Source organism: Actinoplanes sp. ATCC 53533 (assembly GCF_003947245.1).
In genome coordinates, this window is sequence record NZ_QHHV01000046.1 from 224920 (window position 1) to 237604 (window position 12685).

General features: G+C 71.5%; 11 protein-coding genes. 8 read left to right on the plus strand and 3 right to left on the minus strand.

The window, feature by feature from the left end; genetic code table 11:
• The first annotated feature begins 12 nt into the window (after positions 1-12).
• Genes DMB66_RS16910 through DMB66_RS16930 form a run of 5 tightly spaced genes read left to right on the plus strand, consistent with a single transcriptional unit; the run spans position 13 to position 6368 of the window.
• Positions 13-1002, plus strand: coding sequence for an ABC transporter permease (locus tag DMB66_RS16910; RefSeq protein ID WP_125805024.1), 990 nt, complete (start codon positions 13-15; stop codon positions 1000-1002).
• Between the two features lie 10 nt (positions 1003-1012).
• Positions 1013-2812, plus strand: a complete 1800-nt coding sequence (locus DMB66_RS63750) for a dipeptide/oligopeptide/nickel ABC transporter permease/ATP-binding protein (protein ID WP_125805025.1) — start codon at positions 1013-1015, stop codon at positions 2810-2812.
• Positions 2809-3708 (plus strand): ABC transporter ATP-binding protein, encoded by a 900-nt coding sequence (locus DMB66_RS16920; protein WP_125805026.1) that lies wholly within the window; start codon positions 2809-2811, stop codon positions 3706-3708. The genes DMB66_RS63750 and DMB66_RS16920 overlap by 4 nt, the downstream gene beginning before the upstream one ends.
• A gap of 37 nt (positions 3709-3745) precedes the next feature.
• Positions 3746-5068 (plus strand): ROK family transcriptional regulator, encoded by a 1323-nt coding sequence (locus DMB66_RS16925; RefSeq protein WP_125805027.1) that lies wholly within the window; start codon positions 3746-3748, stop codon positions 5066-5068.
• Positions 5069-5093: 25 nt separating this feature from the next.
• On the plus strand, positions 5094-6368 hold the full coding sequence (locus tag DMB66_RS16930) for an ABC transporter substrate-binding protein (protein WP_125805028.1): 1275 nt from the start codon (positions 5094-5096) through the stop codon (positions 6366-6368).
• On the opposite strand, the gene DMB66_RS16935 is transcribed toward DMB66_RS16930, so the two are convergent.
• On the minus strand, positions 6339-7412 hold the full coding sequence (locus DMB66_RS16935) for a sugar ABC transporter substrate-binding protein (RefSeq protein ID WP_125805029.1): 1074 nt from the start codon (positions 7410-7412) through the stop codon (positions 6339-6341). The genes DMB66_RS16930 and DMB66_RS16935 overlap by 30 nt on opposite strands.
• A gap of 95 nt (positions 7413-7507) precedes the next feature.
• Between DMB66_RS16935 and DMB66_RS16940 the strand changes: the two genes are divergently transcribed.
• Positions 7508-9481, plus strand: a complete 1974-nt coding sequence (locus DMB66_RS16940; protein WP_125805030.1) for a bifunctional diguanylate cyclase/phosphodiesterase — start codon at positions 7508-7510, stop codon at positions 9479-9481.
• A 20-nt stretch (positions 9482-9501) separates the two neighbouring features.
• On the opposite strand, the gene DMB66_RS16945 is transcribed toward DMB66_RS16940, so the two are convergent.
• Positions 9502-10356, minus strand: a complete 855-nt coding sequence (locus tag DMB66_RS16945) for a helix-turn-helix transcriptional regulator (protein WP_199752419.1) — start codon at positions 10354-10356, stop codon at positions 9502-9504.
• Between the two features lie 92 nt (positions 10357-10448).
• Between DMB66_RS16945 and DMB66_RS16950 the strand changes: the two genes are divergently transcribed.
• Both DMB66_RS16950 and DMB66_RS16955 read left to right on the plus strand, forming a co-directional pair.
• Positions 10449-11147, plus strand: a complete 699-nt coding sequence (locus tag DMB66_RS16950; RefSeq protein WP_125805032.1) for an SDR family NAD(P)-dependent oxidoreductase — start codon at positions 10449-10451, stop codon at positions 11145-11147.
• A complete protein-coding gene (locus DMB66_RS16955) occupies positions 11141-11512 on the plus strand; it encodes a hypothetical protein (RefSeq protein WP_125805033.1) in 372 nt (123 codons plus the stop codon). Before DMB66_RS16950 ends, DMB66_RS16955 begins: the two co-directional genes overlap by 7 nt.
• On the opposite strand, the gene DMB66_RS16960 is transcribed toward DMB66_RS16955, so the two are convergent.
• Complete coding sequence (locus DMB66_RS16960) at positions 11465-12667, minus strand: S9 family peptidase (RefSeq protein ID WP_125805034.1); 1203 nt, start codon at positions 12665-12667, stop codon at positions 11465-11467. The two genes, DMB66_RS16955 and DMB66_RS16960, sit on opposite strands and share 48 nt — an antisense overlap.
• Between the last annotated feature and the right edge of the window lie 18 nt (positions 12668-12685).

The following is a 12685-nucleotide window of genomic DNA, read 5'->3' on the forward strand; positions in this document are numbered from 1 at the left end:
GCGACCCGGCCGATGCGGTATTACCTGCGCAAGTTCGCGTTCTATCTGGTCGCCCTCTGGGCGGCACTCACGCTGAATTTCCTCATCCCCCGGATGCTGCCGGGCAACCCCGTCGACATTCTCATGGCGAAGCTCCAGCAGCGCGGCGGCAGCCCGGACCCGGCCACCCGGCGGGCCTACGAGCTGTTGCTGGGCACCGATAGCCACGAGTCGCTCGTCCACCAGTATCTCGGTTACCTGGGCAACATGGCGACCGGCGAGTTCGGCGTTTCGGTGAGCGACTTCCCGACCCCCGTGTCGACGGTCATCGCGACCTCGCTGCCGTGGACGATGACACTGGTGGGGCTCGCCACCCTGATCTCGGTACTGGTCGGCACGGTTCTGGGCGTGGTCGCCGGATGGCGTAGCGGCAGCTGGCTGGATTCGCTGGTGCCGGCGACCACGGTGCTGTCCGCGGTGCCGTACTTCTGGTTGGCGCTGCTGCTCGTCGCGGTGTTCGGATCGTCCCTCGGCTGGTTCCCCATGCTCGGCGGGTACGACGTCACGCTGGACCAGGGATGGAACGGACCGTTTCTGGGATCCGCCCTGTACTACGGCGTGCTGCCCGCCGCGACCATCGTGATCTCCTCCGCCGGCGGGTGGCTGTTGGGCACCCGCAACATGATGGTGTCCGTCGCGGCCGAGGACTACGTGCTCGCCGCCCGGGCCAAAGGACTGCGGAACAGTCGAATCATGATCTGGTACGCGGCGCGCAACGCCGTACTGCCGACGGTGGCGGGCTTCGCCATCTCGCTCGGCTTCGTCGTCGCCGGCTCGATCGTGACGGAACAGGTGTTCGCCTATCCGGGCATCGGCGCCAAGCTGCTGCAGGCCGTGCAGAGCAACGACTATGCCCTCATGCAGGGCATCTTCCTCATCATCACCGTCACCGTGCTGGCCGCCAACCTGCTGGTAGACCTGCTGTACGGCCTGGTGGATCCCCGCATCCGGACCAGTGGCTGAGGCGGCGGCAATGACCACCATCAGCACTGAGCCGGCCGCCGCGCCAGGGCGCGCCGACTGGCGGGACATGCTGCCCCGCCGCTCCCCCAAGCTGGTCGTCGGCACCGGGATCATCGTGGCGATGGCCCTCTGGGCCGTCGCCGGGCCGGCCGTCGTCGGAGACCCGGAGGCGATCCGCGACATCGGGCTGACCGCGCCCAGCGCCGCGCACCTGCTCGGCACGACCCAGACCGGGCAGGACGTCCTGGCGCAGCTCGCCCACGCGACGCGGGGTTCGCTCTACATCGGGATCCTGGTCGGCGTCATGGCGACCCTGCTCTCGGCCCTGTTCGGCATCGTCGGCAGCTACGTCGGCGGGCTCGTCGACGAGGCGTTCTCGCTGCTCTCCAACGTGTTCCTGGTCATTCCGGGCCTGCCGCTGGTGATCGTCATCTCGGCGTTCGTCCCGGTGGACGCCCGCGGTTCCTGGACCATCGCCGCAGTGCTGGCCCTCACCGGATGGGCCGGTTCGGCGCGGGTGCTGCGCGCCCAGACCCTTTCGCTGCGCAGCCGGGACTACGTGCTGGCCTCGCGGGTCGCCGGCGAGCGGCCGTGGCGGGTCGTCGCCGTGGAGATCCTGCCGAACCTGCTACCGGTCCTCGCCACGCAGTTCGTCTTCGCGATCATCGCCGCGATCCTCAGCGAAGCCGGCCTGTCGTTCCTCGGACTCGGGGCCGCCAACTCCGCGACCTTGGGGACCATGCTCAACTACGCCCAGAACGGCTTCGCGCTGCAACGGGGCGCCTGGTGGTGGTTCGTACCACCCGGACTGATCATCGCGCTGGCCGGCTGCGGGCTCGCCCTCATCAACTTCAGCATCGACGAGATCATCAACCCTCGGTTGCGCGACCTCCACCGCCACCGGACGGCGGATCAGCCGAGGCGGGCGCGCCCTGCCACGCGTCCGGACGACGACGCCGTGCTGAGCATCCAGGGCCTCTCCGTGGCCTATCAGACCTCCCGGCCGGTCCAGGCCGTCCGCGACGTCACCCTGACCCTGCACCGGGGCGAGATTCTGGGACTGGCCGGCGAGTCCGGCTGCGGAAAGACCACCCTCGCGTACGCGATCAACCGCCTGCACCGACCGCCTGCCGAGATCACCGCGGGCACCGTCACCTTCCACGATCGCGGCGGCGAGGACATCGACGTACTCGCCCTGGAGCCGGACGATCTCCGGGTATTCCGCTGGTCACAGCTCGCGATGGTCTTCCAGGGCGCGATGAACGCCCTCAACCCGGTGCTCTCCGTCCGGGCGCAACTCGCCGACGTTCTCACCACCCACCGGCCCGGTTTGTCGCGGCAGGAGCGCCACAAGCGCTGCGCCGAGGCGCTCACTCTGGTCGGAGTCGACCCACGGCGGCTCAGCGCGTACCCCCACGAGCTGTCCGGTGGGATGCGGCAGCGGGTGATGATCGCCATGGCCCTCCTGCTCGAACCTCAGATCGTCATCCTCGACGAGCCGACGACCGCCCTCGACGTGGTGGTGCAGCGCGGGATCCTGCGCGAGTTGCTCCGACTGCGCGACCGGCTGCGGTTCGCCGTCCTGTTCATCACTCACGACCTCCCGCTGTTGCTGGAGGTCGGCGACCGCATCGCGATCATGCAGGACGGCAGGATCGTCGAGTACGCGCCGGCCGACCAGATCATCACTCAGCCGCGGCATCCCTACACCCGGAAACTGCTGGGCTCGTTCCCCAGCCTGACCGGGGAGCGCGGCGATTTCCTCCGGATCTCCGAGCCGGAGGCCGCACCGCCTGGAGGCGCCCGATGAGCACCACTCTCGAGGTTCGCGACCTGGTCAAGGACTTCCCCATCCGCGGCGGACCACTCCGGCGAGCCCGGCTCCGCGCCGTGGACCACGTCTCCTTCACGATCGCGCCCGGACGCACCGTCGCCCTGGTCGGCGAATCGGGATCCGGAAAGTCCACGATCGCCCGGATCATCACCCGCCTCGACAAACCCACCGGCGGAAAGGTCGTCCTGCGTGGCCCCGGCGGCGAGCCCGTGCCGGACCGGGCCTATCGGGATCACGTGCAGATGGTGTTCCAGGACCCGTTCGCCTCGCTCAACCCGTTTCACAGCGTCGGGCACCACATCGCCCGGCCGCTTCGACTGCACAACCGATCGCGGGGCCGGGAGCAGACCACGCGGCAGGTCATCGAGTTGCTCGATCGCGTCATGCTGCCCGGCCGGGAGATGATCCGCCGCCGGCCCCACGAGCTGTCCGGCGGCCAGCGCCAGCGCGTCGCGATCGCCCGCGCCCTGGCCCCGGGAGCCCAGGTCATCGTGGCCGACGAACCGGTGTCCATGCTGGATGTCTCGATCCGGCTGGACGTCCTCAGGCTGCTCGCCCGGCTGCAGCGGGAGGCGAACCTCGCGGTCCTCTACATCACCCACGACCTCGCCACGGCCCGGCACTTCGCCGACGACATCCTCGTGCTCCTGAACGGACGAGTGGTCGAGCGCGGCCCCGCGGACGACGTGATCCTCGACTCTCGTCATCCGTACACCAAGCTCCTCGCCGCCGCGTCGCCCGATCCCCACGTCCGCCACCGGCGCGACGACTTCGATCCCGAGGCCGTCACCGCGGCCGGAGCCACCGCGGCCTACGACCACTACACCGACAGCTGGGAGGACGACCCGGCCGCCCGTCGAGAACCTGGCTAGCCGCCACGTCGAGGACGAGTCCAGCGGAAGGAGATCGATGACGACCGGCCAGCCGGCCCGTAGGCCGAAGACCCGCGGTGTCGTGCTCGACCTGATCCGAGCGGCCCGGACCATCAGCCGGATCGAGTTGGCCACGAACTCCGGACTGACCCCGCCCACCATCACCCAGGTCGTCCGGGAACTCATCGCGCACGGGTTGGTCGTCGAGGTGGGCCGCGGCGCCTCCACCGGCGGCAAGCGCCGCACGCTGCTGCAGCTCAATCCCACCGCCCGGTACGCCGTCGGCGTGCTCTTCGAACGGAACATCTGCGTCATCGTCGTCGTCGATCTCGCCGGCCGGCTGGCCGCGAGGACCTCGTTCCTGGGTACCGCGTTGCTCCCGCCCGACCAGGCGCTACCCCTGGTGGCATCCCGGGTCGACGCCCTGCTGGAAACCGCCGGCGTGGACCGCGACCTGGTCCTCGGGGTGGGACTGGCCAGCTACGGACCACAGGACAGGCAATCCGGCGTGCTCCTGACCGCCCAGCCCACCGACGAGTGGTTCGGCTACCCGGTCGCGCCGCGACTCTCCGACATCCTCGGGCTCCCGGTGCTGCTCGACAACGACGCCGCGGCCGCCGCGATCGGCGAGTTCTGGCTGGGGACCGTCGAGCCGCACGCCGCCTACGGATGCATCTACATGGCCAGCGGGATCGGCGGGAGCGTCGTCACCGCCGGCCAGGTCTACCGCGGCAGCTCCTCGAACAGCGTAGAGATCGGCCACATCACGATCGACATCAACGGCGACGAATGCCACTGCGGCAACTTCGGTTGCCTGGAGAACTACGCCGGTCCCCCGGCGGTCATCAAACAGGCCATGCGGACCGCCGGCCTCGGCCGGCGGCTCGGGCTCGACCCGAACGACGTCGACGTCATGACGCACTTCGGCCGGATCGCGACCGCGGCCAGTGCGGGCGATCCGACCGCCACCGATCTCATCGTCCGTTCCGCTCGCCACCTCGGCACCGGAGCGGTCACCATGATGAGCCTCTTCGACCTCGACCTGATCGTCCTCGCCGGCCCCAGCTTCGCCGCGGCCGGCGCCATCTACCAGTCGGTCATCCGGGAAGAAACCCACCGGAGAGCCTTCGCGCGCCGCGCACACCCCCTGCGGGTCATCGCATCGACCAGCGGCGCGGACGCGGCCGCGATCGGCGGCGCCGTCCTGGTGCTGCGGAGCGAACTGGCGTTCTTGGAGCTGAACGGCGCTGAACCACCCCAGCCTCCGGAGGATGCGAAGGATGACCATCTCAGCCGGCGAGCGAGAGCCGCCCTGACGACGAAACGCGTTTCCCGGCCCACCGCCACCGGCGGCGGGTAGCCTCCCTCAGGGAGGTCCGAGATCGATGATTATGTCCCGGAGAAGTGTTTTGGGCCTGGGCGTGGCGGGTGCGTGCGCGGGGCTCGGCGCCGGTTGCGGCGACGGCACGGCGGCCTCGGAGGCCGGCACGACCGCGCTGTGGTCCTGGCCCGGCGGCCTGAGCGAGAAGGTGCTCGCGGACGCCGTCACCCAGTTCGCCGGCCGCACCGAGCTGAAGGTCTCGGTGCTCTCCGGCGACTACAAGCAACAACTGCTCGCCGTGCTGGACCGGGAGCAGGACGTGCCGGACATCGTCGGGATCAAGGGCGAGGACATCGCGTCGCTCCTGCCCCGGGCCGACCGGTTCGTCGATCTCAACACCCTCGGCGCCGCCGAGGTGCAGGACGACTACCTGCGGTGGAAGTGGCAGCAGGGCAGCACCTTCGACGGCCGGCTGGTCGGCTTCCCGATCGACATCGGGCCCACCGCGATGTTCTACCGGGCGGACGTGTTCCGCCGGGCCGGGCTGCCGGACTCACCGGAGCGGGTCGACACGCTGATGGCGTCCTGGCCCAAGTTCCTCGAGGTGGGTCGCCGGATCGTCAAGGCGGTGCCCGGCGTCCGGCTGTTGGCGAGCGGCACCCAGGTGTTCGCCATCCGGATGAGCCAGGGCTCGATCCGCTTCGTGGACGCGAGCAACCATTTCGTCGGGGATCAGCCGCACGTGCGCGCCGCGTGGGACTGCGCCGTCCGGCTGGGCGACTGGGGACTCAGCGCCAAGGTGCAGAGCGACGAGGAGGCCTGGCGCGAGGGCATCGCCGGGGGCACGCTGGCGGCGGAACTCGGTGCGGCCTGGCACGCGCTCGACCTCCAGCAGACCGCGCCGGACACCGCCGGGCTGTGGCGGGTCGCCGCCGGGCCGGCCGCGGGGGCCAATTCGGGCGGATCGTTCCTGGCGATACCCGCGGCGGCCCACGACCCGGCGCAGTCCTTCGCCGTCATCCGCTGGCTGCTGTCGCCGGAGAACCAGGCCCGGGCCTTCGTCGACGCCGGGTTGTTCCCGTCCACCCCGGCGGCGTACGAGCAGCCCGGGATGACCCAGCCGGAGGAGTTCTTCGGCGGGCAGCGCACGGTGGAGGTGTTCGGCGAGTCGGCCAAGAAGGCGCCGCGCGCGTACGAGGCGCCGTCCGACTCGACGCTCGCTCAGGTGTACGCGGACGAGCTCGACAAGGTGGAGACCGGCGCCAAGGCCTCGGCGCAGGGCTGGCAGGACGCGGTCGCCCAGGCGCGCTCAATGGCAACCAGCCTCGGCGTGAGCTGACGGGCACCCGGCGGCACCGAGCGGTCGCAGGTAGGCATCCGGCCTGGCCACGATGTCGTCCGCCAGGCGCTGGAACCATCGCGAGCGATTACCCAGCGCCTCCTGGCGCTCCAGGATCCGGTCGACGTTGCCCGCGGTGATCGGCAGGCCCGGCGTGACGATCCAGCCCCGCGGCAGCGGGGTGGCGTACTTGGCGTGCGCCGCCTGCAGCATGCCGGCCACCGCACCCTGCAGGAAGAGCTCGGGCGAGACCAGCACGAGGTTGCCGGACTTGACGGCGCGCAGGGCCCGCCGGTCCACGCTGAAGCCGCCGGCGACCCAGGCGCCGTTGGTCCGCAGCCGAATCGACGCCAGGTTGTACGCGTCCGCGTCGCCGGTGCCCAGAAACGCCAGCGCGGTGGGGTTCGCCTCGATCAGGATGCGCCACGCCGCCCGGTTGGCGGCCGGATCCTGCTTGGTGTCGAACGGGCCCAGCACCATCAGCCGCGGCCGCAGGCGGCGCAGCTCGTCGCGGATGCCGGCGATCCGGAGGTCCAGCGCGGGCGCGCCGGGCACCGAGGTGCCCAGCACCACGACACCCGCCGACGAGCCGGGCAGCCGGTCGGCGGCCTGCTGCGCCAGCATCGTCCCCAGCAGGTAGTTGTTGTTGCCGATGTACAGCGACACCCCCGATCCGGTGGCGGGCGGGAAGTCCACGGCCACCACCGGCGTACCGGCCGCCACCGTCTGGGCGAGCGCACCGGCCAGCAGTTCCGCGCTCTGGGTGAAGACGGACAGGCCGCCCGGATGGCTCTTCCGCAGGTCGCGCAGGGTGGTGAACTGCCGTGCGGTGTCGCCGATGCCGGTGCCGGCCTCGTCGTGCCACACGCCGGGCACCCGCTCGACGCCGAAGCCGAAGCCGATCGTCATCTCCTGGGTGTAGCCGAGGGCGGCGTCCGCGGTCAGGAACGCCACCGCGGGGCGCGGTACGGCGCGGTCGGGCGCGGGCACGATCACGTACCCGGCGGCGGCCGCGAGGAGCGGGATCAACCGGAGCCAGCGCATGTCAGGCTCATCGGCGCGGATCCGCTCAATCTTCGGGGTAAGCGGTCGATGGCGTAGGTAGCGGCAGTCGACGAGGCGGGCGGAGAGGCGGTGGCATGCGGGTTTCCCGGATCTTCCATCGCGCCGTCGCGCGAAGCGCCGTCGCCGCCCTGGCCCTCGGTCTGACGCTGCTCGCCGGCCTGGCCGTGGTGAGCACCCGGAACACCGCGCGCGCCGCGACCGAGATCGCCGCGACCGAGCGGATCAGCGAGCAGTGGAGCCAGGTCTTCCTGCGGATCAGCATCGAGTACGAGCAGCTGGTCGACTTCGTGCGGGCCGACGACGCGGTCGGCCGTGCCCCGCTGATCGCCTCGATCGGCTCGGCGGAGGAGAACCTCCGGTGGCTCAACACCCATGGTGGGCGTAAAGACGCACTCCAGGCACAAATGCTGCAGAACACCTATTTCGGGTACAGCTACACCCTGCGCGGGCTCGTCGACGCCGACGAGCGCGGCGACCGCGGGCAGGTGCTCCTGAACGCCGAGCAGGCGGCGCTGAGCGCCTCGGCCCTGCGCAAGCAGGCCGCCGCCAACGTCGCCCGGAACAGCCTGGAGATCGGCACGGCGCTGAGCGAGACCCAGGAACGGAGCCGGAACCTGCAGTTCGCGGTCCTGGCCATCTCCGGCCTGGACCTCGCACTGGTGCTGTTCTGCGCGCTCGTGCTGCTCGGCTACCAGCGCAGCACCGAACGGCAGGCCCGGGACAGCCGGCACCGGGCGACCCACGACGGGCTGACCACCGTGCCCAACCGCGACCTGCTGGCCGAGCGGACCGAGGCCGCGCTGGCGGCGGCGGACCGGGACAGCACCAGCGTCGGCCTGCTCCTGCTCGACCTCAACAAGTTCAAGGAAGTCAACGACACGCTCGGCCACCACGCCGGGGACGTGCTGCTGTGCAAGGTCGCCGACCGGTTGACCGCCGCGGCCCGGCGCGGCGACACCGTCGCCCGGCTCGGCGGGGACGAGTTCGCCGTCCTGCTGCCCGGCCTGGCCTCGGCGGACGACCTGCTCATGATCGGCCACCGGATGCTGGCCGCGGTGTGCGGCGTCGCCCACATCGAGGACGTGGCGGTCGACGTCAGCGTCAGCGTCGGCGCGGCGCTGTACCCGTCGCCGAGCGCCGACGCCGCCGAACTGCTGCGCTACGCCGACATCGCGATGTACACCGCCAAGCGCGGCCACCTCGGCGTGGCCCTCTACAACCCGGCAGCCGACGATCACACCCCCGAGCGGCTGTCCGTGCTCGGGGAGCTGCGCCACGCCATCGAGGCCGGCGAACTGGAGCTGCACTACCAGCCGAAGGTGTGCGCCACCACCCGGGAACTGAACAGCGTCGAGTCGCTCGTACGCTGGCGGCACCCGACCCGCGGCCTGATCGCGCCGGACCAGTTCATTCCGGTCGCCGAGCAGAACGGCCTGATGCTGCCCCTGACCGACGCCATCCTGGCCATGGCGCTCGCCCAGCAGCGGGCCTGGAGCGCCGAAGGGCTGTCGCTGCCGGTGGCCGTCAACGTCGGCTCGGCCTGCCTGCTGGACGAGAGCTTCCCCGGCCGCGTCGCCGAGCGCCTGCGCGCGCACTCGGTGGCCCCCGCCCAGCTCACCATCGAGATCACCGAGACCGCTATGGTGACCGACCCGGACCGCGCCACGTCGGTGCTCGCCACGTTGCGCGCCCTGGGCGTCCGCGTCTCGATCGACGACTTCGGCACCGGCTACTCGTCCATGAGCTACCTGCACACCATGCCGCTCGACGAGCTGAAGATCGACCGGCAGTTCACCGCGCGGATCTTCAGCACCGACAACGGCGCGGCCATCGTCGCGGCGATCGTCCAGCTCGCGCACGCCTCGGCGCTCCACGTGGTGGTCGAAGGTGTCGAGGACGAGCGCAGCATGGTGGCCATCGCGCGGATGGGCTGCGACCTCGCCCAGGGCTACCACATCTGCAAGCCGCTGCCCGCCGAGGAGGTGCCGGCCTGGGCACAGCGCTGGCAGGCCGGCGGCCTGCCGCAGCTCGCGGACCTCAGCACGTAGCTACGCGGGCACCGCCGCCGTCACGCCACACTGAGATGCCGCAGGCCGGTGACGCGGAGAAGCTCCAGCGCCGAGGCCTCGGGCGTGCCCGGCCCCGCCGAGTAGACCAGCAGGCTCTGGTCGGCCTCCGGCACGAGGAGCACGTCGCAGTCGAGGGTGAGCGAGCCGAGCTCCGGGTGGACGACGGTGGTGGCGGCGGATCGTCGCCGGCCGGAGCGTCCGGCCCGCCAGAGCCGATCGAACGGCTCGCTGCCGGCCCGCAGCTCGGCGACGAGGCGGGCCAGCTCGGGGTCGTCGGGATAGCGGGCCTGCGTGGTGCGCAGACTGCCGACGCAGTCCGCGGCGGCGTCGGCGTGGGGATCGGGGAGCACCGTCACGCGGCCGATGCCGGTGCCGAGAAACCGCTGGCGGATGAGGTTACGCCGGGCCGGTGGCAGGGCGGAGAAGTCTCCGAACAGCGCTGCGGCGAGCGCGTTCCAGGCCAGCACATCGGATTTGGCGGACAGCACGAGGGCGGGCAGCTCACCGATCCGGTCCAGCAACCGCCGGGTGGCCCAGTGCACCCGCATGGGAACGGTGGCCGCTTGCGGAGGCGCGGAGCCGGCCAGCCGGAAGAGCGTGCTCCGGTCGTCGTCGCTGAGCCGCAGCGCCCGCGCCAGCGCGTTGAGCACCTGGGGCGACGGCCTCGGACCGCGACCCTGCTCGAGCCGGATCACGTAGTCGATGCCGAGACCCGCGAGCTGGGCGACCTCCTCGCGCCGCAGTCCCGGCACCTGCCGGCGCGGACCGGCCGGCAATCCGACGTCGGCCGGCGTGATCCGGGACCGGGCGGCGCGCAGCACGGCCGCGAGTTGGTCTCTGTCCACGTGTTCCATTGTGCCCGGTGAACGGTGGCCCGGGGTGGTACCGCTGGTCCCAGGCGCCGGCGGTCCTGGTGATCGGCCCGGATGACCGACAGGCTGTGCACATGACGACGATCGCCCTGGTGACCGGGGCCAACAAGGGACTGGGGCGGGAGACCGTACGGCGCCTCGCCGCCCTGGGCTGGGATGTGTTCCTGACCGCGCGGGACGAGGCGCGCGGCAGGGCGGCCGCCGCCGAGCTGGCGGTGCGGTTCATCCCGCTCGACGTGACCTCCGACGAGTCCGTCACGGCCGCCGCGAAGACCGTGCACCACCAGGTGGGCCGGCTGGACGTGCTGGTGAACAACGCCGGCGTCGGCGCTCCGCACACCGCGGTCGACGAGACCCGGGCCGCGGACCTGCAGGACGTGTTCGATGTCAACGTGCTCGGGCCGGTCCGCGTGACCAACGCGTTCCTGCCGCTGCTGCGCGCCGCCGAGCATCCCCGGATCGTGATGGTATCCAGCACCCTGGGGTCCATCCCGTTCTCCGGCCAACCGCACGTCCTGGACGCGGTGCCGCCGCAGCTCGGCTATCCCGCCGCCAAGGCGGCGCTGAACATGATCACCGTCCAGTACGCCCGCGCGCTCGACGGGATCAAGGTCAACGCCGTCGAGCCCGGCTACACCGCCACCGACCTCACCGGCCACCGGGGCCACCAGACGGTGGCCGAGGGGGCCGGCCCGATCGTCCGGCTCGCCCGCATCGGCCCGGACGGCCCGACCGGCGGGTTCTTCGACCAGGAGGGGACCGCACCGTGGTGACCCTGTCGCTGGGCCTGCACCCGAGCGCGCTCGACTACAGCCGGCACCCCGGGCTGGACGAGGCGACCCTGACGGCACGGATAGCGGCTGGCGAGGCGGCTCTGCACGAGGCCGGGTTCGCCATCGTGTCGTGCCAGGTCCCCGCCGACCCGGACGAGGCGGAGGCGCGGATCCGGGAGTGCCTGGCCACCCGCCCGGTCCAGGCCGTGATGATCGGCGCGGGACTGCGCACCGCGCCCGAGCACACGCTGCTGTTCGAGCGCGCGGTGAATCTCCTCAACGCCCTTGTCCCCGGCATCGTGTTCTGCTTCAACACCTCACCGGAGACGACCGTCGACGCGTTGCGCCGGTGCGCCCGCACCTAGGCGCTGGGTGGCGAGCTCGGCGAAGGTGTCGGCGACCCAGTCGGCGATGAAGGTGCTCACGTGGGGCAGGTGGTCCAGGCCGATGTGTTCGGTCCCGCCCTCCTCCGGCGTGAAGACGCGCAGCTCACGCTTCGGGCTGTTGACCGCCTGCCGGTAGGAGCGGTGCGCGTACTCCAGGGGGATCTGCCGGTCGTTGGCTCCGTGCGCGATGAGGAACGGCACGGTGATCTTGTCGACGACGCCGTCGAGGTGGACGGCGTCGGCGAACGCGATGAACTCCGGCAGGTCGGTGTGGCCCCAGACCCAGAGGACGTGCTCCCAGTAGTGCGGCACCGGGCGCTCGCCCTCGCGTTCGAGGCGGCGGCGCTGCACCGCGCCCCAGTTGTGGTTGGCGCCCCAGGCCACGCAGAGGGCGAACCGCTTCTCGAAGGCCGCCGCGCGGGGGGCGTAGTAGCCGCCGAGTGACCAGCCGACGATGCCGATCCGGGAGGCGTCGACATCATCTCGGGTCTCCAGCCAGTCGACGGCGGCGCCGGCCCAGGCCTCGGCGTCGACCCGGGCGGTCAGGCCCCGCAGGCGAAGCGCCTCGCCGGTGCCGGGCTGGTCGAGCATCAGGCAGGAGATGCCGCGGGCGGCCAGCTCCGCCCAGTGGCCCGAGGAGTACTGATGTTCCTTGGTGGAGTCCAGGCCGTTGACCAGCACGACGACCGGGACGGCTCCGTGGTCGGCGGCGGGTGCCTCGCTGAAGTACGCGGGCAGGGTGGTCCCCTCGTACGGGATGGTCACGCGGGTCACCCGGGCGTCGAACGCCTTCTCCTGCAGGGCCAGCACGCGCCGGTAGGTGGGGATCCGGTGGGGGTCGGAGTTGGACAGCATCCGCTCGGCCAGGCACAGGTAGTTGGTGGCACGCGCGTACAGCTGGCCCGCGGTCCGGGTGTGCCCGGCCCTCTCCGCCTCCTCGGCCTGGCCGACGAGCCGGTCGGTCAGCGCGGTCCAGGCGCGCAGGAAGTCGGGGGTGCCGGCGTCCTCGCCGCCGGTGGCGGCCTCCTTGATCGGCCGGCAGGCGCGGTCGATCTCGTCGATGAGGCCGCCGGAGTTCAGGGCCGCGACGACGCCCAGGTTCCAGACGTAGTTGCCGGGGAAGTACTCGAACACGAGGGTTCCTCTCTGGTC